Source organism: Thermoprotei archaeon, from assembly GCA_038881895.1.
Taxonomy (GTDB): domain Archaea; phylum Thermoproteota; class Thermoprotei; order Gearchaeales; family WAQG01; genus JAVZOV01.
The window spans coordinates 198412-223372 of the sequence record JAVZOV010000003.1 but is presented as its reverse complement, the minus strand read 5'-3'; the positions used below and the strand labels follow the sequence as shown (position 1 = coordinate 223372).

Sequence of the window (24961 nt, the reverse complement as noted above, 5' to 3'; positions counted from 1 at the left end):
TCCAAGCGAGCTATATGTTCATGCAGGTGCTGGTTTAACAAATCCCAGAACCCAATACAACAAAACATCAAACAGAAACAACAGAAAACTCCTTAAATTCAGCAATGAAGAGTATCGATTGCTACCACGTAAAACTTATAACACTTTCATTCTTTCTCATTGTGAAAGCATATCACTGATTAACTGAATGAGACAGTATTTGTGAATAAAAATTGAACATCTATAAATAAAATAAATACATATTAACAGGGAAAAGAGGTTTATAGGTAAGTACTCTATTGATAAAAATAATAGAAAAACGAGTGTCATAGAAAAGTATATAGTTTAGGATGCTTATATTTACTAAGGTGGTTAGAACGCCAGAAGTTATTTCACATGATTTGTTAATAGTTGGTTCTGGATTAGCTGGGTTAAGGGCTGCATATGAGGCATCAAGGTTAAGTAAAGGAAAGCTTGATATTGCTGTCATTTCAAAGCTTCATGTAATGCGATCTCATTCAGTAGCCGCGGAAGGTGGTACTGCTGCTGTTCTTAGACCTGAAGAGGGTGACAGTTATGAATTACATGAATGGGATACCATTAAAGGTGGTGATTTTCTATCTGATCAAGATGCCGTGGAAAAATTTGTTCACACAATGCCAGAAGAAATTCTAATGCTAGATCATATGGGAATACCATGGTCTAGGAGAAAGGATGGCAGAATTGATCAGAGGCCTTTTGGTGGTCATACATTTCCAAGGGCTGTTTTTGCAGCTGATAAAACAGGTTTCTTTGAAATGCAAGTACTTTATGATAATTTGCTTAAGTATGGTAATGTAACATTTTACAATGAATGGTTTGTGACTTCTTTTTTAATTGAAGATAAAAGATTTGAAGGGTTGACAGCTATTGAAATGAAAACTGGAGACTTTCATATTTTCAAAGGTCGTGCAGGTATAATAGCAACTGGTGGTGCTGGTATATTGTATGGTTTTACTACATATTCAAGAACAGTAACCGGTGATGGTTTAGCGATGGCCTACCGAGCAGGCATTCCATTAAAAGATATGGAGTTCATACAATTTCATCCAACTGGGTTAGTTCCTTCAGGAATACTAATTTCAGAAGCTGCAAGAGGTGAGGGTGGTTACCTTACTAACAATAAAGGGGAAAGATTTATGAAAGCTTACGCGCCTGAAAGAATGGAATTAGCACCAAGAGATATAATCAGCAGATCAATGGTAACAGAAATAATGCAAGGTCGTGGTTTTAAAGGTCCAAGGGGTCTCGATTATCTCCATTTGGACTTGAGGCATTTAGGTGAAGAAAAAATTAAGGAAAGGTTACCATTTATTAGAGAGCTGGCGATAAAATTTGCTGGTATTGATCCTATAGATGAGCCAATACCAGTAAGACCTGCAGCTCACTATACTATGGGTGGTATACACAGTGATACCGATGCCAGAATACTGTATGCTGACGGAACACCAGTTAAAGGCTTATGGGGAGCTGGAGAATGTGCATGTATTAGTATACACGGAGCTAATAGACTTGGTACAAACTCCACAGCAGCATGTATAGCTTATGGGAGAATAGCAGGCGCGGAGGCTTTTAATTATCTTACATCAAATAATGCTGACCCATCACCGTCTCAAGAATTAGTTTCTTATGAAGAATCGAGAATCTACGATAAAATGTTAGGAAAGAGAGGCGATGAGAATCTTTATGAAATAAAGAATGAACTACGACAAATAATGGATCAGAAAGCATACGTATTTAGGACTGGAAGTGAGTTGGCTGATGGTATAAATAAAATCAGAGCGTTAAAAGAACGCTTCAAAAAAGCTGAAGTAACTGATAAAAGCAGGGTTTACAATACAGATCTAATCTCAGCTCTGGAGCTCGAGAACATGCTTGATGTGGCAGAGGTTGTTCTTCATAGCGCGTTTGCTAGAACAGAATCCAGGGGCGCACATTATAGACTTGATTATCCAAAAAGAGATGACGTTAATTGGTTGAAACACACATTAGCAACAAAAACATCAGACGGGCCACCAGCATTAACATATATACCTGTCAGGATAACTAAATGGTTACCAGTTGAACGTAAATACTAGGAGGAGCGAGAAATGGATAAAGAAAATATAAAATCATATAAAAATGTAGCAGTACCAAAAGTTATTCCGAAATATAAATTAGGATTAAAAGCTTGGTTCACTCCTTTTAAATTTAATTTTGAAAGATGGATGTATACATTGCATAGAGTGACCGGTGTAATATTAGTAGTATATCTTTACATGCATATTTATGTAACAAGTATTCGTCTTTGGGGAGGATCTGAATGGACCGGCCTCATGACAACGTTTGAAAATCCAATAAACTATACTGGGGAAATTATAGTAATAGCATCGCTAGCACTACATGGTGCAAACGGAATTAGATTAATACTTGCAGAGCTTGGATATACTATAGGAAAACCAATAAGACCTGAATATCCATATAAACCACGATCACTAAAAAGTTCGCAAAGAATTATTGCAATAATATTAATGATAATAGCTGGAATAATAATACTCGGTACATTAATGGAATACTTATTCTATCTGAGGTGAGAAAAATGAAAGAATCACAACTCTGGTTCCTTCAATTAATAACAGGCGCATTACTAATCATATTAGCATTCATACATATATCAACATTTTCATCCATCATAGGAACAGGTTATAAAATAGGTCTTGAATACAGTAGCCTTGTTGAAAGAGCAAAACAACCTCTTTACATTGTGTTCTACTCACTATTCTTAACAATAGTAATGTATCATGCAAACTATGGAGCAAGAACATTGCTCCTAGAACTTTCAGGTGGAAGATACAAAACATTAATCACATTCGGAGTTCTAATAGTAGCCACAGTAACATACTTATACGGATTATACGCAGCTATCATGTTTTATATCAACGTAGGAGGTGGATGACAGATGACAACAGTGTCAGAGGCAATAAAAACAAGACCAGAAGAAAGCGCGACTGAAACAAAGCAAGCGACAAAAGGAATCATATTTAAGATATTCAGATTTATTCCTGAAAAAGATGAAAAACCAAGACTTGAGGAATATAAAGTACCTGCCTATAAGGGAATGACTGTTTTAGATGCATTATTTTATATAAAAGAAAACATAGATCACTCACTCGCATATAGACACTCTTGCAGGATGGGGATCTGCGGTTCTTGTGGAATGTTAATCAATGGACTTCCTAGATTAGCATGCCAAACACAAGTTTTTGAATTAAATTCAGATACAATCGAGATTAGGCCATTACCCAATTATCCAATAATAAGAGATTTAGCAACAGATTTCACAAACTTTTTCACTAAACATAAGAGTGTTAAACCATTTATAATAAGAGAAGATCGCGAGGAACAAGAAAACCCAGCAGGTGAATACCTACAGACACCCGAACAACATCTACTTTACATGCAATTCACATATTGTATAAAGTGTGGACTTTGCAATGCTGCATGCCCAATCATGGCTACTGATGATCTCTTTATAGGACCACAAGCATTAGCACAAGCATACCGGTATACTGTTGATAATAGAGATCAAGGGGCAGGAGAGAGAATCCTAATACTCGATAATCCTCACGGAGTATGGAGATGCCATTTTGCAGGCAGCTGCAGTGCAGTATGTCCAAAGGGTGTAGATCCAGCATTAGCAATACAATTACTAAAAAGAATAGTTATATCAGAAAGTCTGGGAATAAAGAAGGTTAAAAACAAAACAGAAATAAAGCCCATATCTAAAGAACATAAACCTAATCCAAAAATCCCAGAACCACCGCCAAGGACAGTAAAATAAATAAATGTTTTATTTAGAACATTATACTAATTATATTTTCTATCAAGAACTAAAGGTTTAAAAGACATGCTTAAATTATAGAAACGATTAACATGAACGTACCAAAAATAAACATCCTTACTGTAATAGTTCTACTAGTATTAGTCATAATAGGCACATACATATATGCAATGAGCACAGTATCACAACAGCCAAAACAAGTTTCAAAGCTTGAACAAATTAAACAGAGAGGAAAACTGATTGTCGGTACTAGTGCCGATTGGCCTCCATACGAATATATCGCTAAAAATGGCAGTTATGCAGGTTTTGATATTATTATAGCAAAAAGAATAGCAGAATACTTAAACGTATCTTTGGAAATCAAAGACATGAAATTTGCAGAATTAATAGCTGCAATACAAGGAGGACAAATTGACATGGCTATAGCCGGAATGGCTGCAACTGCTGCACGAGAAAAAGTTGTAGATTTCTCTATTCCTTATCTCACAGCAGTAGCGGTGATTATGGTTCCGCAAGTCAGTCCTATAAAGACAATAAACGATCTGTATGGTAAAAAAGTTGGGGTGCAATTAGGTAGTATACAAGAAGAATGGGCCAAAGATAACCTTGAAAAGCCTGGAAAAGCGACTGTTATCTCATACAACCTAGTTTATCCTGATATGATATTAGCATTAAAAAGAGGAGACGTGGACGCAATAATAATTAATAACCTACCTGCTGACGCAATCTCAAGAAAAGATCCAAGCCTGATTGTAGTGGGAACAGTCCCTGGAACTATGGAATATACTGCAATCGCATTGCCTAAAGGAGCTTCAGATTTTAAATTAGCAGTTGATACAGCTTTAGAACAGTTAAGAGATTCTGGTAAATTAGATCAGATAATAAGCAATGAAGTTAGCGCATGGCTTTTTAGCAGTTAAATAATAAATATTTTTTAGCGGAAGTGAAAATATGGTAGATCTCCCATTTATTGAAAGTACTCTTGCATATTTACTTACGGGATTAACTATAACATTGGAGATAAGTTTAATAGGTTTCGCAATAGGTTTTCTTTTAAGCGCATTTATGACACCTATAAGAATGTTTGGTGGAAGATTTTTAGGAAATATTGTTACATCATACATAGAAGCACTTAGAGGAACACCATTATTAGTACAAATATTTTTTGTTTATTTTGGATTACCATACATAGGAATAAAATTCGATCCTATAACAGCTGGCATACTTACATTGGGTCTTAATAGTGCTGCGTACCAAGCTGAGATCTTGCGTGGATCAATAAATGCCATACCAGTTGAACAATATTATTCTTCACAATCATTAGGTATGAAACCATTTCACATGTATAGGTACGTTATCTTACCTCAGGCAGTAAGGTATGCAATACCAGCTCTTATGAATGAATTAGTCACATTGATAAAAGAAAGTTCACTGGTCTCTGTAATAGGAGTTGCTGAACTTACGCGAAAAGGAGAATATATAGTTGCAACAACATTCCGAGCATTTGAGGTATATTTACTGGTCGCATTAGTATACTTCATAGTATGTTATGCATTAGTCAAAATATCGAAAATCATCGAGATAAAAATAAAAATTCCAGGCTATATGCCGAGGAGATTATGATGACAGATACAATCCTCAAAACTATTGACCTGTGGGTAAATTATGGCAAAATAGATGTTATAAAGGGCATAAATATGCACGTAAATAAAGGTGAGAGATTAATAATACTTGGACCGAGCGGTTCTGGGAAATCCACCCTCCTTAAATCCCTCATACTGCTAATCAAACCAAAACGAGGCAGAATATATTTTAACAATATAGAAATAACCGATAAATCTATTGATATAAACAAGATACGACAAAAAATTGGTTTTGTCTTCCAAAATTACAATCTTTTCCCACACCTAACAGTCCTACGCAATATTACCCTCCCTCTCGAGATCGTTAAGAAAATTCCTAAAGAACGAGCCGAAGAAAAAGCATTAGGAGTGCTCGATCTAGTTAATCTCAGGATGAAAGCCCACTCATATCCTGCCGAGCTCAGTGGAGGACAACAACAAAGAGTTGCAATAGCAAGAGCACTAGCAATGGATCCAGAATTGTTATTATTAGATGAACCCACATCGGCATTAGATCCAGAATTTGTTGATGAAGTACTTGAAGTATTAGAGCGCATAGCAAAAGAAGGCATAAGCATGATAGTAGTTACCCACGAACTAGATTTTGCAATGGACGTAGCAGATAGAATACTTTTCATAGATAACGGTATTATAATAGAAGAAGGAAAACCAGAAGAATTAATTAATAACCCAAAAAACGAAAGAACAAAGTCATTCTTGAAGAGAATACATAAAAAATAGAACCTTCTACATTATACTCTCCACATCTAAAGCTAGAAAATTCCTTTTTCATCAATCTTTAGGACCTTGGGTTCTAAACTATGTTAAAGCAGAACCCACTATGAGTGTATAAGTATGTCTGAGAGCGCCTGCTCAAAAACATCATACTTAAGCTTAATTTACTCAAAACCAAGATCCTAAACTCTCGTGGTGTAGGATGAAGTTGGCAAGCATTAGTGAAAGACAGTTTTATAAATCAGTGGGATATTAAGAGCTTAGGTGAGATAATTGCCTTCACACGGAAGTCTAACTAAGGCTGGTAAAGTTCGATCTGCTACACCTAAAATACCTCCTAAACCAAAGGGTAAAACAATCCCCCGCACAAGAAACAGAGTACGTTATTTTAAGAGATTTATATATCCTACATTAGCTACCGCTGAGAGCACAGTACCTGAAACTGAAACATAATTCTTATCATCACAACAATTTTATGTTCAAGTTAGTAATTCATCTCAGAACTGGAATTAGTTTTTCTTCTTGAATTTTTCTGTAGTTCTGAAAATTTTGATATCATTAATGTTACATTCATTTCATCTGATGTTAAGCCTCCATGAGATCCTCTACGTTCCCACTCAAGCTCTCTTTGTTCATAAAGATGAATTATACCACTGCCAGGTTTAGGTAGAACTATTAAATCACCAATGCGGTCCATTAAACCTTCTTTAGGAGTACCAATGCCGAAGAATCCTCTTTTCAGAGCATCTTTAGATCGCATTATGTAAAAACGATCGGGAAATTTTCGTTCAAAGTAATCTATTACATCATCTTCCATACTATCCTTAACGTATAAATAAGACACTCTTGTTTCACCCGTCGGTGGTAGATCGAGCATATCTAGCAATCTCTGATGAGTGTTAGTTATAACAAGGTTAGACTTGTTTACATAACTTTGACCATGATCACCTACGATGATAATTAACGTTTCTTTAGCTACTTCAGGATCAAGCTTATTGATCACTTCTTCCTTTAACATTAAAAAGACATTGAGCACTTCTGCCTTATTTTCCTCTGACATTGCAGTATATTGGTGTGAAAGAGAATCTACACTATCCCAGTACATGTAAAAGTACGCTGCTTCACCTTTTTTGTTTTCAAGCATCTTCCTAAGCTGCACATACAGATCAGATAGTGAAAGGTGTGGAATGACCTGACCATTGGTATGTAGTATTTTAGAGAGCCCAGAATCCTTATAAATCTTCTTAATGAATATATAATTCTCAATGCCTTGGTTAGTAAGAATTTTATGCAGAGTATTCACGCCAAGAAATTTTTGAGGATCCAATCCAAAATCTATCAACACATTGCTACCTTTACTATAAACAGGTGACAATCTGATCATATCAACTATAACACCATATTCTTTGAGAAATAACATATAGCCGATTAATCCATGCTCTTGAGGCGTATAACCTGTCATGAGTGTTGTAACAGCAGTTGTTGTGGTCGATGGAAAAACTGACAAAAGCGGACTAAAAAGATATGATGGGAAACCAAATTTCCTAAGTTCTAGCTTCATACTATTAAACAAATTATAGCCGAATGAATCTACAACATATAGCACAACCTTATTAATATCATCAATATCAACGTTAGCTAACTTACGTTGCAGACGGGGCCTACCTAGTAATGCTTTAACATTAAGTATATCACAAATGGTCGCTGGTAAAGTAGCAATACTGTCCTCATATTTTGGTTTCTTAATCCAGCTGGGTAATTTCATATGAAATTATAACCGTTAGAAGCATTTAAATATAGAGTTAAGCAACACTTTCTATGCAGTTAACTCTAATTTACGCTTCTTTTCACTCATGAACGATGCCGTTGTCAGCAGTTTCGAGACGGACAGGTTTAAATAGAGGTTGATTACTTTATCCTTAATGACGTCTGGAGATTACGAGGAACTGCTTAGACCAAAGGATGTTGCAAAGATATTCAACATCTCAGTTAAAACGCTCTGGGAGTGGCAAAGGAAAGGCATTATTAGAGCTGTTAGGCTCCCAACTGGCAAGCTGAGATATCCAAAGAGCGAAGTTGAAAGGCTATGGAAGCAGTTAAAAGCTACGGGATCCCAGTAGAGGCTCCGAAGGATTTAATCGAGGAATACTTCAAAGTTAAGCGGAAGGCTTTAGACGCAATCTTCTCACACGTTAAAATTTCCAAGAAGGCTCACCTTAACTTGAAAGCTGAGGATAGGAGAGAGCTTAGGGATGGATTGCTACGGGAGTGGAGATACTCAAAGCATTACGTTGACTCAGCAATGAACTCTGTCATCGGATTAGTTAAGGGCTGGATAACGCTCTACAATAGGGGGAAAGCAAAGGAGTCTCCTGAGATAACTAAAAAAACCGTTTACATCAAGAGCACGCTCTTCAGCTTCAGAAATGGCATGCTGAGGGTAAGCATTGAACCGAATAAGCGTTATCTTGAGGTCGACTTGAGTGAGTGTTCGTGGATTCCAAAGACTTTGATAAAGTCGGTGGGCTACTTATGACTGAGAGGGAGTTGATAATTACAGTTAAGAAGAGGGTTGAGCCGAAGGCAGAAAAGTGGGCTTCCTTCGATGTGAACTTAACGAACGTGACGGCGTTCATAGGTGGCGAGGTCAAGCGCTATGACTTAAGAGAGCTCTACCACATTCATAGAGTTTATGAGGTAAAGCGGCAGAGGATGCAAAAGTTATCTAAGATTAAGCCTCTAACCTCAAAGAGACTATTAGAGAAGTACTCTAAGCGTGAGAAGAATAGGGCTAAAGACTTCATGCATAAACTAACCACGCAGATTGCGAGGGAGCTCAAGGAGAAGAACTGCGGAGCAATACTTGAAAACCTGAAAGGTGTAAAGAGACGAATCCTCAACGGCTCAAGGAAAAATAACAGAAAGCTCTCAAAGTGGAACGCAAGAACATTCCAACTCATGCTCGAATACAAGCTTAAATGGCTTAATTTACCAACAAAATACGTTAACCCAGCCAACTCGTCTAAAACCTGCCCAGCCTGCTCCGGAAGCATGGCTTCCTATCTGGGCAGGATAATGAAGTGCGAAGAATGCGGGTTAACAATGGATAGGGATGTTGTAGCGGTGTTGAACCTTCAGATGCGGGGAATTGGGTTCTCCCCGAGAGCCCCCAACGAATTAATCGAGAGGGAAGGGTTAAGTAGGAATAAAAGCAACAATTCACTATGCATTCCTACTCAACTCAGAACCCCATTATGTGACGAGTTAAATAAGCGCTGAATGGACATCTATGGAACCTCGGATGTAGTGTTCTCTAACGCTCTGGAGGTTATCCATGAAGCTCTAACTGGGATGGAATGAATATTGACACTCTCCACGGCTGAAGCCAGGAGATTCTCGGTTTGTCGTGGGGCTTCCACTCATTCTACCGAGTTCCGGGCTGTGTCAAGGCAGCCACTGCCATGGACATGTAGTCCATAGCCTGCTTGCTGGAACCATCCCCACCCTTCTCGGTTCGGAGCCTTATTCCAGCCTTCGGACATCCGAGCCGCATGCGAGCGACCCGCTCAAGAAAACGTTGTTTAAGCATTTATTTAAGCCTATCGACGATTCATCCCAGAACTGAAGCTCTAGGCTTTCCTGTCGCATTTCTGTAATAAAATGTTAAATCATTCTACAGTAATATTAATTAGAAAAGTTTTTTAACAATTTTTAATACGGCATTATAAGGAGATTCTTGGCCGCTCTTTACTTGCTCTATTATATTATTAAGGTCAGCATTACTTTTTAATGAATCTTCTAACTTATTTTCAATAAACCAACTTAAAGATGATTTTAAAGTTTGTAATCTTCTACTCTTTATTTGTTGATAGAATCTATTGCTCTTTTTCGCGTACTCTAAATGTTCATCAATCTTATCAGCCAGTTCTTTGATGCCTTGGCCCATCATTGCTGATACTTTAAGCACTGTTGGCTTCCAATCTGATTCCTGTCCAAGAATACCACCCTCTATTCCGAACAAAACTTGTTTGAACGCATCCTCGGCTTCTGGCTTATCAGCCTTACTTATGACATATATATCACCAATTTCCATTATTCCAGCTTTTAATGCCTGTATTTCATCTCCTGTGCCTGGATTCACAAGCACCACTATTGTATGAGCAGCATGCATTATGTCAATATCGGTTTGCCCAACACCAATGGTTTCTATAAGAATTTTGTCATAACCCAATCCATCGAAAACTTCCACTAAAGCTAAAGTAGCAGCGGAGATGCCTCCTCTATACCCTCGCGTAGCTAAGCTCCTTATGAACACCTTTGGATCTGTTGCGTGCTTCTGCATTCTTATCCTATTACCCATCAATGCACCATGACTAAAAGGACTGGAGGGGTCAACAGCAATTACTGCAACTTTTAAATCCTTACTCCTGAACTCATCTATCAATCTAGCAATTAAAGTGCTCTTGCCACTCCCAGGAGCACCAGTGATGCCTATTACATGAGAATATCCACTCATTTTCATGAGTTCGAGCAAAATTTCAGAACTAGAGGGATTAAAATATTCAACTTCAGATATTATTCTAGCTATAGACCTCTGATCGCCCTTAAGAGCGGACATTATCAGACTATTTACCATGATTACATCATATTCATATAGAAACTAGGATCTTATAAGTTTTTAGAAATTAACAAACAGAGTCAAGAAAATTTTTATTGTTTCCTTTTAACGTTATTCTTAATGAATTCTATAATTTCTGAAAGAGGCGTGCCAGGAATAAAAACTTCAGCAACACCTATACTTTTTAGCTTTACTATGTCATCAGTTGGTATCGTGCCACCCACAGTAACTAAAATATCATCAATTCCCTTCTCTTTTAACATTTGCATAACCCTTGGTATTAATGCCATATGAGCACCGCTCAATATGCTTATACCTATAGCATCGACATCTTCTTGGATTGCTGCATTTACAACCTGCTCAGGTGTTTGTCTGATTCCAGTATATACAACCTCCATACCAGCATCTTTTAATGCTCTAGCAACTACCTTAGCGCCCCTATCATGACCATCTAAACCCAGCTTAGCAACTAATACTTTAATACGACGTTTAGGAGCTAACTCAGTTTGAGTGCTTAAAAGAGAGGCGTTTCTACCCATTCTCCATAAACCTCCTTCAATGTACCCATAATTTCACCTAAAGTAGCATAAACTCTAACAGCTTTAATAATATACGGTATCACATTCTCATTTCTCTGAGCAGCAGATTTTAACTCCCGTAAACTCCACTCGACTGAAGCCTTATTCCTTGTCTCCTTTACTTTTCTTAATCTCTCTATCTGATGCTTTTCCACTTCCTCTTGGTTAAACCTAAGCAACGGTATTTCCAGCTTTTCCTCCTCAACAAAAGCATTAACACCAACAATAATTCTTCGTTTTTCCTCAACATCCTTTTGGAATTTATAAGCACTATCGTTTATTTCACGTTGCGGAATACCTCTTTTAATAGCCTCTACCATACCGCCAATCTTCTCTATACGATCTATAATTTTCCATGCCTCCTCCTCCATTTTATCCGTTAACCATTCAACATAATAACTACCTGCTAAAGGATCCACAACATCAGCAGAGCCAGATTCATAAGCTAATACTTGTTGCGTTCTCAGAGCAATCTTAACTGCCTTCTCAGAAGGTAAAGCCCACGCTTCATCAAATGAATTCGTGTGCAAACTTTGTGTTCCCCCAAGAACAGCGGCTAAGGCTTGTATTGCAACTCTGATAATATTGTTCTCTGGTTGTTGAGCAGTAAGTGTAACTCCAGACGTTTGAGTATGAAATCTCATCCACATACTTCTCGGCTTTTTAGCGTTGAATCGTTCTTTCATTATTTTTGCCCACATTCTTCTCGCCGCCCTGAACTTAGCAACCTCCTCAAACAAGTCAGTACCTGCAGCGAAAAAGAAACTCAACCTAGGAGCAAACACATCAACATCCATACCCCTTTCTATACCTACACGCACATATTCAATACCATCAGCAATTGTGAATGCTAATTCTTGAAGAGCTGTTCCTCCAGCTTCTCTTATATGATAGCCGCTTATGCTTATTGGATTCCATTTTGGCAAATACTTAGCACTATATTCGATCACATCAAGGCTAATTTTTAAACCTGCCTCTGGAGGAAACACATAGCTTTTTTGCGCAAAGAACTCTTTAAGGTTATCGTTTTGAGTTGTCCCACCAATTTGATCAGGCTTTACACCTTGCTTTTCAGCAGTCACTATATAGAATGAAAGTAAAATGGGAGCGGGTGGGTTAATAGTCATGTTAGTGGTGACCTGATCCATGGGAATGCCATCAAAAATAACCTCCATATCCTTTAAAGAACTCACAGACACGCCCACAACACCTACCTCTCCATGGGATAACGGATCATCAGCATCAAGACCTAAAAGTGTAGGGAAATCAAAAGCTAAGCTTAATCCAGTTTCACCATGCTTTAATAAGAATTTCAATCTTTCGTTAGTATATTCTGGACTACCATAACCCGAAAACATTCTCATAGTCCAAATTCTTCCGCGATACATGGTTGCATGTATTCCCCGCGTGAAAGGATACTCTCCTGGAAAACCTAATTTCTCAAAATAATCATAATTTTCAATATCAGCTGGTGTATAAAACCGCTTTAATAATATACCTGATATATTCTTAAATTCAGGAAGACGCTCAGGATATTTAATGAGATCATTTTTTATAGTTTCCTCCTCCCACGCTTTTAGTCTCTTCTTAATTTCATTCAAAGCGTCTTCATTGAACAAAGACATGATCAGATCCACTTTTTTATTATAATCTTTTTAGATATAAATGTTTCTAAAAAATACTGAATATTACTTAAAAATTCCTGACATATTTCTTTATCGTAATGATTTTTATTATATAGAAATAAAATATTAATAAATTTTATATTCAGTTAAATCTGGTATGTTTGCATCTTTGAATGCTTTCCTTCTGAGCTCACACGATCCGCATACTCCACATTGAACATCATCATTCTTTTGACAACTCCATGTCATGTCTAATGGAGCACCTAATTTTGCACCCAGCTTTACGATATCAGCTTTTGATAACCTAATCAGCGGTTGAACAATCTTTATCTTACCCTTGGCAAACGTTCCTATATCGATAATCTTGTTTAAAAAACGAAAGAACTCAGGGGTGGCGTCAGGAAAAAAATCGCTATCATCAGCATTATGACCACCGATAATATACTTTGCATTGTATATCTCCGCATAATAAACTGCAATAGAGTAAAAAATCAAGTTTTTAGCAGGTATGTAAGCAGGCGACTTTATAGCATTCAAATTATAAGGAATGATACCATTCAAACTGAGATCAAACAAATCTTTCACGAAATCTAAATTAACATTTATAAAATTTTTAATACCAGCTGTGCTCAATATCATCATAGCGTGCTCTTTCTCACTTTTAACCCGACTACCTGTATCGATCATTAAAGGAATAACGTAAAAATTCTTCTTTAAAGCCCACCAAAGGGCAACAGTAGAATCTAACCCTCCAGAAAATAAAACAATAGCGACCCTTTCACTTGGGTTCTGAGTTAAGTAGAGATTCATAGTGTTTTATCACCTCTACTCAACCCTTCCCTCTCGATTAGCTCATCGAGGGCTTTCGGGGTAAACCCGACATCCCCACATTCGAAGGTCAACCCCCAGCCCACCCATCCCCATAGGAAGCCATGCTTCCAGAGCAGAGGGGACACTAAAACGTATGAGCAAACCATATTTAAACCTATCTGCTCTGAAAATACTGACAAAGACAGCTAAACGCTGCCTCTTTGAGAGTGTAAAGCTTCTCCATCAAGAAAATATTACGACTTATGTCTATTTAACTCCATCTATTTTGAAACTGTTTTTTAAGGCATAATTCTGTTTACTCTTTGATTCCTTAAATCTTTTTACTGTAATTATTAAAATAATAAATGCCAGCAATTCAATAATTATTGCAAACAAGGTCATGTACTGAATAAAACTCTCATAAAGATACCCGTAGATTATCGACCCGAGCATCCATGCCACACCGTAAAATGCACCGAATATGCCATAACCATAAGCTCTTCCTTCTTGTGGTACAATATCAGCAATAGCAGCTCTCGCAGTACTCTCATAAATACCCATAACAGTACCCCAGAAGATACTAGAAAACAAGGCCGAAACAAAAGTATTCATGAGAATTAATGGAACAACTAAAACTGAAAACAATGGTGTTAAAAGAAGAGAAACAATCCCAAACTTATCATAAATCAACCCTATCGGAAAAGCCAAAAGACCATCAACAAGCATTGCAATAAGATACATTACAGCAATCATATAATCTGGAATAACACCCTCCGCTTTAAAATAATACGAGACATTAATCCAGTGCATAAATCCAAGAGCAACAAACGACATAGATATTGTATATAACCAAAAAACATCATTAAGAGCAGATCTACTTTCAAAAACTGGAACTGCCTTCTCTGCAGCCTTTATACTCGGATATTTCATATAAGCATTGAAAAGAAAAATAATAGAAGCACCAGCAGGAAAGGCTAACAATAAGAACGCAACAAGATAACTTGAACCAGTCACAAAAAGTGATGCAGAAACAATAAGAGGACCTAATACCGCTCCAGCTTGATCCAAAGCTTCATGAAGGCCAAAAGCTTTGCCTTTACCAATTTTCTCAGTCACCTCAGCTAATATAACGTCCCTACTTGGCGTCCTCAACCCTTTACCCATTCTTTCGAGAAAAATAAGAATCACTGCTATTTGCCACTGACCAGAAAAAGCCAACAATGGAACAGCAACCAAGTTCAATATATAACCTGCAAAGGTTAATCCCCAATAGCTTTTACTTGATTTAAGATAACCAGCAAGAACACCGCTAACAAACCTCATAATATATCCCAAAAACTCACCAACACTAGCCAGACTAGCAAACAGCGCTGTAGCGCCAAGAACCTCCATATACGAACCAAAAATCGACCTAGCACCCTCATAAGTCATATCAGCAAAAAGTGAAGTTAGCGATAAAAAGATAAACACCATGAGCATCCCTTTACCTAAATCACGAAATCCCACATCAGTTCACCTCACTATAAAAACATTCCATCATATATTTTTATACGCAAATTCATCCTGTTCACAAGAATAGAATTTCTAAAAACATATGGCATGTTGAAGTTAACGCTATTATTCATTTTAGTGGTGCCGGGGCCGAGATTTGAACTCGGGGAGACCGGATCTCTCATGGTGGACGCCGTACCCCTCTCATAACATTATGAGTCCGGCGCCCTGGCCAGGCTTCCCGGTAATTTTCCTCTAGGCGACCCCGGCACTATAAACTAATAAAAAAGCGTACTGTATAAATCTTTTTTTAGAGAGCTATGATAATAAGGGATATTTAACCTTGATAATCATTATAAAAGAAAGCTTTATTACCGTTTAATTTTATAGAGTAGTTGAGCAGCGATGAGAAATGTTGCAATTTCTAAAATGACAGGCACAATTATTGTTGTAATAGTAATAATAGCTGTTGTTGCTGCGATTTATGGAGCACAATTGCTTTCACCCCCTACAACTACTACACCAACTACAACCACAACTACTACGAAAAAACAGATAAAAATTGGTGTTATTTTTGATATAGGTGGTAGAGGCGATTTAAGTTTTAATGATATGGCATGGCTTGGTGCTGAAAGAGCTAAACGCGATTTTAATGTAAGTATCACTTATTTACAATCTAGGTCTCAAGCAGATTATGTGCCCAATTTGAGACTGCTTGCAAGCTCTGGTGATTATGCATTAATAATATGTATAGGGTTTTTAATGACTGATGCTCTTAACCAAACAGCTTCGGAGTTTCCAAATCAAAAGTTTGCTATAATAGATTCAGTTGTGAATAAGCCTAATGTAAGGTCCATTTTGTTTAAAGAAAATGAGGGTTCAGCTTTAGTTGGGGCATTAGCAGGATTAATAACGCAAACTAATAAAGTGGGTGTTGTGTTAGGTATTGAAATACCCGTGCTTTGGAGGTTTGAAGCTGGCTATTATTGGGGTATAAATTATGCTGCTAATCTTACTCATAAAAAAATTACAATTCTTTACAAGTATACTAATACGTTCACAAGTGCGGATGTTGGAAAAACTGTAACAGAAGGATTTTTAGCACAAGGTGTTGATGTTGTATATAATGTCGCGGGTCTTACTGGTAAAGGTATGCTGGATGCTGTGTATGATTATGGTGTTCGTTATGGAAAGCAAATTGGCCCACCTTTTGGCATTGGTGTTGATGCTGATCAGGATTGGATACATCCAGGTTTCGTAATTGCTAGTATGATGAAGAGAGTTGATAATGGTGTTTATTATGCAATAAGAGATTCAGTTTATGGTAACTTTACTGGGGGAATACAATTTTTAGGTCTTAAAGAAGGAGGTGTAAAAATGAGCGATAGAAATGATCTAGTACAGTTCATAGATATTGCTAAAGAGCTAGGTGCAAGCTTACCTGATACACCAGAAAATATCATTGCAAAATATGACATGATGAGAAAATCAATAAATTCTACAGTGTGGCAAACAATTAGTGAGTTAGAGGCTAAAATTAAATCTGGTCAGATAAACATACCTCTTCCAACAACACATGATGAAATACAAGCAATTAGGATTCGTTATGGAGCGACAGGTTAATTTAAAATATCCTTTTTATTTTTTGTGATAAAAATGTCAAAATATGATAATATTATTGAAATGAAAAATATTGTAAAGATTTATTCTGGTGGAGTTATTGCTCTCAGAGGTGTTGATTTTAGTGTTCGTCATGGTGAGATTCACGGTCTTCTAGGTGAAAATGGTGCTGGAAAAACTACATTAATGAACATACTATTTGGAAAAATAGCACCTACACAAGGAACTATTTACATTAGGAATAAGTTGATACGCTTTAATTCTCCTAGGGATGCTATGAGAGAAGGTATTGGTATGGTTCATCAACATTTCATGCTTATACCAACCTTTACAGCTCTTGATAATATAATATTAGGTTATGAACCAATTAAAAGTGGTATTGTTCTTGATCGTAAAGATGTATATACTAAACTTGAGGATTTAATGATTAATACAGGACTTAAAGTTGATCTTGATGCTATAGTAGAATCTTTGCCAATAGGTGTCAGACAACGAATTGAAATATTAAAATTATTGTATAGAGGCGTTGACATAATAATTTTAGATGAACCCACTTCAGTTCTAACTCCTCTAGAAACTCGTGAGTTATTTAAATTTCTTAGACAATTAAAAGCTCAAGGGAAAACAATAATATTTATTTCCCATAAATTAAAAGAGGCATTAGAAATTACTGATAGGATAACAGTACTGCGTAAGGGACGCGTTGTCGGTGTTGTAGAGACAAATAATATTACTGCTGAGAAGTTAGCAATTATGATGGTTGGTCATGAAATTTTAAGGCCCAGCAATAAAAGAGTTAGTAATAACATGGAACCTGTACTCAAGGTTGAAGATCTTTACGTTAGTAATGATCAGGGCGAAATAATGGTAAAAGGTGTTTCTTTCACAATTAACAGTGGTGAAATTTTTGGTATAGCAGGAATAGAAGGTAATGGTCAAAGTGAGCTAGTAGAGGCAATAACAGGACTTAGAAGTTCTTTAAAGGGTGATATATATTTAAAGGGAGAAAAAATAACAGGATATCATCCCACAAAACTTTATGAGATGGGATTAGCACATATACCTGAGGATAGACATAAGAGAGGGCTCATTCTTGATTTACCGTTTAATGAGAATTCTATTCTAGGATTGCAGGCTAAATTTTCAAATAAATTTGGTTTACTGCAAGCTCAGCAAATTAATAAGTGGGCTAAGAAAATAGCTGAAGAATTTAACATTGATGTATCAAATCTAAAAATTTTAGCAAAACATTTGAGTGGTGGTATGCAACAAAAATTAATAGTTGGTCGTGAACTTATGAAGAATCCTTCTGTGATCATTGCCTCTCAACCTACACGAGGACTTGACATAGCTGCTACAGAATATATAAGAAATCTCCTTATTGAAATGAGAAATCAAGGAAAAGCTATTTTATTAGTGTCCGCCGATTTAGATGAAGTCTTATCTTTAAGCGATCGAATGGCTATAATGTATAATGGGCAATTTTTAGATATAGTTAATCCGAATGAAATAACTGAAGAAAAGTTAGGACTTCTAATGGGTGGGATTAAGAGATGAAACAAACGAGCATCATATCAGTCTTAAACGTTATAACTAAACGATTTCCTGAAAGTCGTTCTTATTTACAATTATTATTTGAATCTCTAATATCATTATTGGCTGGATTTCTTGTCGGTGGTATAATAATTTACTTCGCAGGTTTCAGCCCGTTATTATTTTATGAAGGCATGTTCGTAGGTGCATTTGGAACTACTGGCTCAACGCTAAACACTCTTAGTTATATGACGCCACTTATTCTCACAGGATTATCGTTTGCAATTGCTGCACGAGCATCGCTTTTCAATATAGGTGCTGAAGGTCAAATGTATTTAGGAGCGTTTATAACAGTTCTTGCAGGTTATTATTTAAGATTTCCTATAATACTTCATCCTATTATAATAATTTCTGCTTCAGTGTTATCAGGTGGTTTTTATGGAGTAATTTCAGGATGGTTGCGAATTTCGCGAGGTGTCAACGAAGTCATCTCTACAATCATGCTAAATTGGGTTGCATTCTATTTAGTAAATTATCTTACAACTTATTATTTCTATAACCCATCAAGGCCATACGAAACCCCAACGATTAGCGACTCTGCCAAAATACTACCATTATTTGCTGGTACAACATTATCATACACATTTTTTATTTCTTTATTAGTTGCAATATTATTCTACATAATACTTTGGAGAACTATTATTGGATATAATATAAGAACAGTAGGAATAAACCCCTCAGCAAGCGAATATGGTGGTATAAATGTGAAGAGAACAATAATAATTGCTATGTTTTTAAGCGGCGGCACTGCCGGTTTAGCTGGTTCATTAGAAGTACTAGGACGATTTGGTAACATTGACACTGGTCTTAATGTAGTTAAAAATTTAGGGTTTGACGGAATTGCTGTATCATTAATAGGCAGGAATCACCCAATAGGAATAATATTATCATCATTGTTTTTTGCTATGCTAAAATCAGGAATTGTAAATGTGCAAGCTATCACATCTGTAGGAGGGAAAACTGGAGTTCCATTAGAATTAGGCATAGCAGTGCAAGGTGCTATAATAATGTTCTCTGCAATACCATCCATGATAAGTTTAATCAAAAAATGGAGGAGATAAATAATGCCAGTAGACATTACGTCAATATTCTTCTCATCAGTTTTTTACTTAAACATGCTTAAATTCATGGTACCAATAACAATAGCAGCATTAGGTGAAATAATAGCAGAACGCTCAGGAATCGTTAATATAGGTCTTGAAGGATTAATAATATTAGGTGCACTCTCTTCAGTGTTTTTTGGAATACTCTCAAGTAGTGTTGTAATTGCACTGTTAGCAGGAATATTAACTGGTATACTATCAGGTATAGTATATGCAATAATAGTTATCTACTTAAAAGGTGATCAAATTGTAACAGGTATCGGGCTAAATCTCTTTGCTTACGGGTTTGGTGTAATAGTGCTTTACTTCACATGGGGCACATTTGCTAATAGCCCATACCTACCATCATCATCGATGATGCCAAAATTATGGGGTGTAAGTCCATTAATTCCCCTGACAATATTACTTAGCATAATAACATGGTATATTTTCAAGTATACATCAATTGGTTTAAGAGTTAAAGCGGTAGGAGAAAACCCTGAAGTTGCAGAATCAGCAGGTATAAACATATACAAAGTAAGAACGATCGCAACAATCATAGGTGCAACATTAGCAACCATGGGAGGAATATTTATGGGAATAGATTGGCTAAACCAATACACACGGGATATATCTGGTGGTAGAGGATTCATAGCGCTTGCATTAGTAGTATTCTCTAATTGGAACCCACTAAGACTTATAGTTGGTGGTGTCATATTCGGCTTTCTTTATGCTTTTTCACTCTCAATACCTAGTGGAATAATACCGGATCAATTTCTTGGTATGCTTCCTTACATTGCAACATTATTGGTAGCGGCTGGATATGCTGGAAAAGCTAAACCACCAGCAGCACTCGGTAAACCATACACACGAGAATAAACCTCCAAAAAAGCAGTTCCAGCATTCAAAGATGATGTCTCACACATTTTCTTTCTTTACCGTTGGCGGCGAAAGCCACCTATGAAGTCTTTAAAGCTGAGGTGGAACGGATAGTAATAAAATGTTAACTATCCGACAACGGTTCATCACTATATGAAATATGATAACATATTCTCTCAAGAGTTCTCTTTAAAGTTTCTAAGTTTAAAGTATAAGTGTTCCAATCTTTAGATTAATATTTAGGCGCGTATAACATGTATTCATGAGAACTGGAATGCAATTATTATCCAGATATAATCGATATATAATTGTAATAATTTTTTTGTTATTAATAACAATTTATGCTTATCGAACATACGAACTTGTCTCTAATAATAATATGAGAGAGTATGTAAGCGATGAAGTCTGGTATGTGAATTCTGCGAGAAATATTCTTCGTACAATCTTTGGATTACAACCCAAATATGTAGATGCGCAAGGATATGCCTATTACACTATTATCTTCTCTAATATGTCAGAAGAGCAAAAAAATGAGATACCTGTTCAAAACATAGCCAGTACACTACATGGCAATATAACTAAAATTTATACACAATTTCCGGGAATAGGTATAAAAATACCTGGAAATGTAAGCATAAACGAGTTTTCATCATTATCTGGTGTAGTTTTTATTCAGGGAGGTTATCCATATCCAGATGTTTCGAATATTGAAAATTATATGAATTATGAGCATCCACCACTTTTTAAATATTTATTAGGAGCATCGATGATAACTTTAGGAGATAATCCATTAAGTTGGAGGATCCCAAGTCTTATAATGGGTGTTAGTTCAATAGTGATTGCATTTCTTATAGTCTTACAACTCACGAAAATGTTAGTGAATCCTATAGCTAAAATATTAGCAATAATACTAACGCTTATAGCACCGCTCTTTGACGCAATAATGATTAATATGACAGCAGTCGCACTGCTTGACATTGGGTTAGCATTCTTCTCAATACTATCATTATATTTTGCAATAAATAATCGTTATATTCTTTCATCGATCATGGTAGGACTTGCTATAGCAATAAAGATGAGCGGCATATTTCTAATACCAGCCTTATACATTGCCATGAGATTAAAGGGAAAGATGATACGAGATTCTCTTTTTGTTTCATTATACATACCGTTATTCCTCTGGTTTATTATGAATTTACCAATAATATGGTATTTAGGGTTACAACAATGGCTAAATTCGAGCGTTTATGGTGCAATTTCATGGCATTTATCATCGAGACCACCTAATGGACCACCTACATCAACACCATGGGGATGGTTGATTAACGAAAACCCGTTTTATCTTCATTTTGAACCAACAATGGGCGCTACACTAAATAGTGGAGTATACATCACAGCTTTAATTCTAATACTTTTAGCACCATTCATAGAATCTAAAGTTAATAATAAAAATTTGATAATACCAGCATTTTGGTTTATCTTTCCATTATTAGGGTACATTACGGTATACATACTAGGAAATCATACACTTTACAGTTTTTACGCCGTTATGATTTCTCCAATAGCGTATGTGATTTTAGGTTCATTACTAGTCACGCTCATAGAACTAACATACACATTTAGAATATCAGAAATTCTAAAATGGCACCAAAACATCATAATAAAACTTTTAAAAGGAGAAATACAACTACCGCTAGAACTTAAGATACATAAAGCATTAGCAGAAAAAGTAGAGGAAGAATACGTAATACTTTTTGCTATAATGATAACAACGTTTAGTTTTATAATACACTTACCAAGTAATTTAAATCTCACACCATTTAACCTCTATAGTGACATAGTCTCAATAGCGCAAAGCATGTTAAATAATAAGATACCGTATATTAATTATTCCATATCCCAACCACTTCTTACAAGTATTATAATATACATAACATACGCGCTATCAAGCTTTGACCCAAACCCAGTTCTTAGCTTTTACATCATTAATACATTGTTAATCTACATAGCAGTATACTATCTCTTTAAAGATCTGTACTGGATCACAGAAAAGTTGAGCATACCTTGGTGGAGAACTTTGTTATTAGCAGGATCATTAACTATGATTATATACTCAATTTATAACTGGGAAATCATTGCCGTAGCACTATCAATAAGGGCTTTACGATACTTCATGAATAATAGATTATTAAACAGCGCAATACTTTTTGGGTTAGCATTTAACATAAGCTCATTCTCAATAATACCAGCACTAGCAATAATAACAACTTCAGACAAAAAATCAATGATAAAATACGCATTTACGATACTACTTACAATTATTATTCTAAATCTACCATTTATACTTATTAACACGAACCTATGGATTACAAACACATTAAATATAGCATGGAACACTGTAACAGGTACATTTTTTATAGAACTTTTTAATAATTCAGACATCATAAAATACATCTCAATCACATTAATCATAACATCATTAACACTGCTCTTCCTTAATTATAGATCAAAAACATACACAACATTGAACCATAAAATTTTTGACCTATCATGGAAAAGCATGGCATTAGTTCTTTCATTAAGCTACATATACACACCACAAACAACACTACAACTACTACCTTACATGATTTTAACGCAAAACATAACCCCACTCTTCATAATTTTGACAGATCTACTTAACGCATTAGTAATGATAACATGGTTCAATTACAAAGAATGGAGTCAAGCATTTTTCAAAATAACACCAGAAAGCCCATTAGACAGGACAGCCATACCAACAATACTATCAGCACTAAGAGACATAGTAATCCTAGTAGCACTAATCATAACATTAACACCTAAGCATAAATCAAAACATAACAACACTATTAACTAATATATCTAACCAAAATATGACAGTTTATGATTATTAAACAAAATAATAAAACTGAAAATCAAATTTATAGATTAGTAACACAATTAGGCCCAAACGAATCTCTTTTTATGCATTCAACTGTTAATCCCTGAGACAGCTATTTCGCGATAGAATTCTTTTCTTTAGGTGTTACCGTTCACCTCGAAAACCTTCCCATGAAATGAGGAAGGTAGGCTTGCATAACGAAAGTTTATGCTGAACCAGAATGGCTTTATCCCCTTAACCTTTATATTTGAAAACTGCAGCCTAATATTAGCAATGTCTGATGATTTATCGTTGATAGAATCCAGGTTAAAGGGCAAGGCAACTGTTTCTAAATAGATAGATTTTTATAGACGTTTAGTGTATACTCTGTTTGTGGAAATAGTCCTCAGCGTTCCATTTGCCTATGAGGCGAACGATGAAGTTAGAAGGCTCCTAGAGGACTTCAGAGATATGGTGAACTTCTGCATAGGCTTTGCCGTTGAGAGGAGGATAACTTCTTACGCTAAACTTAGGAAGAGCGTTTACGAAGAGTGGAAGGGGAGGTGGGATTACTCTACACATTTTTGCCATTCAGCATGTAAAATAGCCTTAGCCATGCTCAAAAGCTTCATGAGGCTTAAGCGCAAGGGATTAGCTAAAGGTGATAGACCTGAGGCTAGAAAGCTCTTCATGCAACTCGACCCGCAACTGTACAAGTTCTACGGCGATAGGATCAGAATATCCGTTAAGCCCAGAAGATTTCTCTTCATAGATTTGAAGTACGGTGAATACCAAGAGAAGTTCATAGACGCTTGGAAAGAGGGGAAGTTAAGGACCGGCGAAATCACCATAAACGAGACGAAGATAATCGTACCGTTCAAGAAGGACGTAGACCTGTCCAATCCAAGCGACTGGATAGCAATAGATGTTAACGAGTCAAACGTCACTGGAGTAAGCACGAACCCACACGTCATGAGGGTTGAAAGCAACTTGAGGACGATCCACACGACCTACTTCAATATCATCAGAAGAATCCAAAGGTTGAAGAAGTTTAAGCCCAAGACTGCTGAGGAACTGCTTAAGAAGTATTCCGGTAGGAGGAAGCGCAAGGCTAAAGATGAATGTCACAAAATATCTAGAAAGATTGTGGACTTTGCCAAGCGACATAAAGTTGGTGTAATAATGGAGGACCTCAAAGGAATTAGAAAAAGAATTAACTGCTCTAGGAACCTCAACCGCAGATTGCACTCATGGAACTTCAGGAGGCTGCAATCCTACATCGAGTACAAAGCTAAGCTTGAACGGCTGCCAGTCGTATACGTCAACCCTAAAAACACTTCAAGCCTATGCCCGATGTGTGGCGGTAGACTAGCGCCGAATGGGCATAGGCTCGTGAAATGTGAGTGCGGTTACGAAAGCGATAGAGACGTGACCGCGTGCTTAAACATGCTCAGGATGAGGGGAGCCCCGCTGCCCCAGAAAGCCCTCTATGAGCCTCAAATAATCGAGGTGAGAGGGAAGGGACGAAAGTCTATGAATCCCACAACGGTAAAACGTTACTCGTTTATTGGTATCTAGTTTTTTCAAAC

At 36.5% G+C, this 24961-nt stretch carries 23 protein-coding genes and 1 tRNA gene; 17 read left to right on the top strand and 7 right to left on the bottom strand.

Annotation, left to right across the window (positions count from 1 at the left end; translation table 11 throughout):
* The first annotated feature begins 347 nt into the window (after positions 1–347).
* The 8 genes from QW128_06565 to QW128_06530 all read left to right on the top strand — a co-directional run bounded on the left by QW128_06565 (position 348) and on the right by QW128_06530 (position 6648).
* The gene (locus QW128_06565; protein ID MEM3833239.1) at positions 348–2096 is read left to right on the top strand and encodes a succinate dehydrogenase/fumarate reductase flavoprotein subunit; all 1749 of its coding nucleotides are present in this window, start codon (positions 348–350) and stop codon (positions 2094–2096) included.
* 12 nt (positions 2097–2108) lie between these two features.
* Entirely contained in the window at positions 2109–2591 is a 483-nt protein-coding gene (locus tag QW128_06560; GenBank protein ID MEM3833238.1) for a succinate dehydrogenase, read from the top strand.
* A 5-nt stretch (positions 2592–2596) separates the two neighbouring features.
* Positions 2597–2953 carry a hypothetical protein gene (locus QW128_06555; GenBank protein MEM3833237.1) on the top strand — a complete coding sequence of 119 codons (357 nt, stop codon included), beginning with the start codon at positions 2597–2599 and terminating at the stop codon, positions 2951–2953.
* Between the two features lie 3 nt (positions 2954–2956).
* Positions 2957–3838, top strand: a complete 882-nt coding sequence (locus QW128_06550) for a succinate dehydrogenase iron-sulfur subunit (GenBank protein MEM3833236.1) — start codon at positions 2957–2959, stop codon at positions 3836–3838.
* A 92-nt stretch (positions 3839–3930) separates the two neighbouring features.
* Positions 3931–4758, top strand: a complete 828-nt coding sequence (locus tag QW128_06545) for an ABC transporter substrate-binding protein (GenBank protein ID MEM3833235.1) — start codon at positions 3931–3933, stop codon at positions 4756–4758.
* Between the two features lie 31 nt (positions 4759–4789).
* Positions 4790–5461, top strand: a complete 672-nt coding sequence (locus QW128_06540; GenBank protein ID MEM3833234.1) for an amino acid ABC transporter permease — start codon at positions 4790–4792, stop codon at positions 5459–5461.
* Positions 5461–6201 carry an amino acid ABC transporter ATP-binding protein gene (locus QW128_06535; protein MEM3833233.1) on the top strand — a complete coding sequence of 247 codons (741 nt, stop codon included), beginning with the start codon at positions 5461–5463 and terminating at the stop codon, positions 6199–6201. The genes QW128_06540 and QW128_06535 overlap by 1 nt, the downstream gene beginning before the upstream one ends.
* A 267-nt stretch (positions 6202–6468) precedes the next feature.
* The gene (locus QW128_06530) at positions 6469–6648 is read left to right on the top strand and encodes a 30S ribosomal protein S30e (GenBank protein ID MEM3833232.1); all 180 of its coding nucleotides are present in this window, start codon (positions 6469–6471) and stop codon (positions 6646–6648) included.
* 31 nt (positions 6649–6679) lie between these two features.
* Here QW128_06530 and QW128_06525 read toward each other — a convergent pair whose 3' ends face one another.
* Positions 6680–7960: an alkaline phosphatase family protein gene (locus tag QW128_06525; GenBank protein MEM3833231.1), complete on the bottom strand. Its 1281-nt coding sequence runs from the start codon at positions 7958–7960 to the stop codon at positions 6680–6682.
* A gap of 157 nt (positions 7961–8117) precedes the next feature.
* On the opposite strand from QW128_06525, the gene QW128_06520 reads away from it, so the two are divergent.
* Genes QW128_06520 through QW128_06510 form a run of 3 tightly spaced genes read left to right on the top strand, consistent with a single transcriptional unit; the run spans position 8118 to position 9474 of the window.
* Positions 8118–8315 carry a helix-turn-helix domain-containing protein gene (locus tag QW128_06520; protein ID MEM3833230.1) on the top strand — a complete coding sequence of 66 codons (198 nt, stop codon included), beginning with the start codon at positions 8118–8120 and terminating at the stop codon, positions 8313–8315.
* Positions 8282–8731: a hypothetical protein gene (locus QW128_06515; protein MEM3833229.1), complete on the top strand. Its 450-nt coding sequence runs from the start codon at positions 8282–8284 to the stop codon at positions 8729–8731. The genes QW128_06520 and QW128_06515 overlap by 34 nt, the downstream gene beginning before the upstream one ends.
* Complete coding sequence (locus QW128_06510; GenBank protein MEM3833228.1) at positions 8689–9474, top strand: transposase; 786 nt, start codon at positions 8689–8691, stop codon at positions 9472–9474. Before QW128_06515 ends, QW128_06510 begins: the two co-directional genes overlap by 43 nt.
* 409 nt (positions 9475–9883) lie before the next feature.
* Here the strand turns inward: QW128_06510 and meaB are convergent, their stop codons facing one another.
* From meaB to QW128_06480, 6 genes are all read right to left on the bottom strand, one after another.
* A complete protein-coding gene (meaB, locus tag QW128_06505; GenBank protein MEM3833227.1) occupies positions 9884–10813 on the bottom strand; it encodes a methylmalonyl Co-A mutase-associated GTPase MeaB in 930 nt (309 codons plus the stop codon).
* A gap of 92 nt (positions 10814–10905) precedes the next feature.
* Positions 10906–11352 carry a cobalamin B12-binding domain-containing protein gene (locus tag QW128_06500; GenBank protein MEM3833226.1) on the bottom strand — a complete coding sequence of 149 codons (447 nt, stop codon included), beginning with the start codon at positions 11350–11352 and terminating at the stop codon, positions 10906–10908.
* Positions 11328–13016, bottom strand: coding sequence for a methylmalonyl-CoA mutase family protein (locus QW128_06495; protein MEM3833225.1), 1689 nt, complete (start codon positions 13014–13016; stop codon positions 11328–11330). The genes QW128_06500 and QW128_06495 overlap by 25 nt, the downstream gene beginning before the upstream one ends.
* A gap of 126 nt (positions 13017–13142) precedes the next feature.
* Positions 13143–13826 (bottom strand): 7-cyano-7-deazaguanine synthase, encoded by a 684-nt coding sequence (locus tag QW128_06490; GenBank protein ID MEM3833224.1) that lies wholly within the window; start codon positions 13824–13826, stop codon positions 13143–13145.
* A gap of 267 nt (positions 13827–14093) precedes the next feature.
* On the bottom strand, positions 14094–15332 hold the full coding sequence (locus QW128_06485) for an MFS transporter (GenBank protein MEM3833223.1): 1239 nt from the start codon (positions 15330–15332) through the stop codon (positions 14094–14096).
* Positions 15333–15456: 124 nt separating this feature from the next.
* Positions 15457–15587: transfer RNA gene (locus QW128_06480), tRNA-Met, on the bottom strand.
* Between the two features lie 135 nt (positions 15588–15722).
* Between QW128_06480 and QW128_06475 the strand changes: the two genes are divergently transcribed.
* From QW128_06475 to QW128_06450, 6 genes are all read left to right on the top strand, one after another.
* Positions 15723–16940 (top strand): BMP family ABC transporter substrate-binding protein, encoded by a 1218-nt coding sequence (locus tag QW128_06475; GenBank protein MEM3833222.1) that lies wholly within the window; start codon positions 15723–15725, stop codon positions 16938–16940.
* Positions 16941–16973: 33 nt separating this feature from the next.
* Complete coding sequence (locus QW128_06470; GenBank protein ID MEM3833221.1) at positions 16974–18494, top strand: ABC transporter ATP-binding protein; 1521 nt, start codon at positions 16974–16976, stop codon at positions 18492–18494.
* On the top strand, positions 18491–19591 hold the full coding sequence (locus QW128_06465; GenBank protein MEM3833220.1) for an ABC transporter permease: 1101 nt from the start codon (positions 18491–18493) through the stop codon (positions 19589–19591). Before QW128_06470 ends, QW128_06465 begins: the two co-directional genes overlap by 4 nt.
* Before the next feature lie 3 nt (positions 19592–19594).
* A complete protein-coding gene (locus tag QW128_06460; protein ID MEM3833219.1) occupies positions 19595–20491 on the top strand; it encodes an ABC transporter permease in 897 nt (298 codons plus the stop codon).
* 262 nt (positions 20492–20753) lie between these two features.
* The gene (locus QW128_06455; protein MEM3833218.1) at positions 20754–23369 is read left to right on the top strand and encodes a glycosyltransferase family 39 protein; all 2616 of its coding nucleotides are present in this window, start codon (positions 20754–20756) and stop codon (positions 23367–23369) included.
* Between the two features lie 396 nt (positions 23370–23765).
* Entirely contained in the window at positions 23766–24950 is a 1185-nt protein-coding gene (locus QW128_06450) for a transposase (GenBank protein MEM3833217.1), read from the top strand.
* Positions 24951–24961: the final 11 nt, after the last annotated feature.

Excerpts from the sequence above, each read along its gene's own strand:
- QW128_06465 (MEM3833220.1), top strand. The coding sequence starts at position 18,491 with ATGAAACAAACGAGCATCATATCAGTCTTAAACGTTATAACTAAACGA.
- QW128_06550 (MEM3833236.1), top strand. The coding sequence starts at position 2,957 with ATGACAACAGTGTCAGAGGCAATAAAAACAAGACCAGAAGAAAGCGCG.
- QW128_06495 (MEM3833225.1), bottom strand. The coding sequence starts at position 13,016 with ATGTCTTTGTTCAATGAAGACGCTTTGAATGAAATTAAGAAGAGACTA.
- QW128_06540 (MEM3833234.1), top strand. The coding sequence starts at position 4,790 with ATGGTAGATCTCCCATTTATTGAAAGTACTCTTGCATATTTACTTACG.
- QW128_06555 (MEM3833237.1), top strand. The coding sequence starts at position 2,597 with ATGAAAGAATCACAACTCTGGTTCCTTCAATTAATAACAGGCGCATTA.
- QW128_06455 (MEM3833218.1), top strand. The coding sequence starts at position 20,754 with ATGAGAACTGGAATGCAATTATTATCCAGATATAATCGATATATAATT.
- QW128_06560 (MEM3833238.1), top strand. The coding sequence starts at position 2,109 with ATGGATAAAGAAAATATAAAATCATATAAAAATGTAGCAGTACCAAAA.
- QW128_06460 (MEM3833219.1), top strand. The coding sequence starts at position 19,595 with ATGCCAGTAGACATTACGTCAATATTCTTCTCATCAGTTTTTTACTTA.
- meaB (MEM3833227.1), bottom strand. The coding sequence starts at position 10,813 with ATGTCCGCTCTTAAGGGCGATCAGAGGTCTATAGCTAGAATAATATCT.
- QW128_06500 (MEM3833226.1), bottom strand. The coding sequence starts at position 11,352 with ATGGGTAGAAACGCCTCTCTTTTAAGCACTCAAACTGAGTTAGCTCCT.
- QW128_06515 (MEM3833229.1), top strand. The coding sequence starts at position 8,282 with ATGGAAGCAGTTAAAAGCTACGGGATCCCAGTAGAGGCTCCGAAGGAT.
- QW128_06535 (MEM3833233.1), top strand. The coding sequence starts at position 5,461 with ATGACAGATACAATCCTCAAAACTATTGACCTGTGGGTAAATTATGGC.
- QW128_06470 (MEM3833221.1), top strand. The coding sequence starts at position 16,974 with ATGTCAAAATATGATAATATTATTGAAATGAAAAATATTGTAAAGATT.
- QW128_06545 (MEM3833235.1), top strand. The coding sequence starts at position 3,931 with ATGAACGTACCAAAAATAAACATCCTTACTGTAATAGTTCTACTAGTA.
- QW128_06490 (MEM3833224.1), bottom strand. The coding sequence starts at position 13,826 with ATGAATCTCTACTTAACTCAGAACCCAAGTGAAAGGGTCGCTATTGTT.
- QW128_06525 (MEM3833231.1), bottom strand. The coding sequence starts at position 7,960 with ATGAAATTACCCAGCTGGATTAAGAAACCAAAATATGAGGACAGTATT.
- QW128_06475 (MEM3833222.1), top strand. The coding sequence starts at position 15,723 with ATGAGAAATGTTGCAATTTCTAAAATGACAGGCACAATTATTGTTGTA.
- QW128_06520 (MEM3833230.1), top strand. The coding sequence starts at position 8,118 with ATGACGTCTGGAGATTACGAGGAACTGCTTAGACCAAAGGATGTTGCA.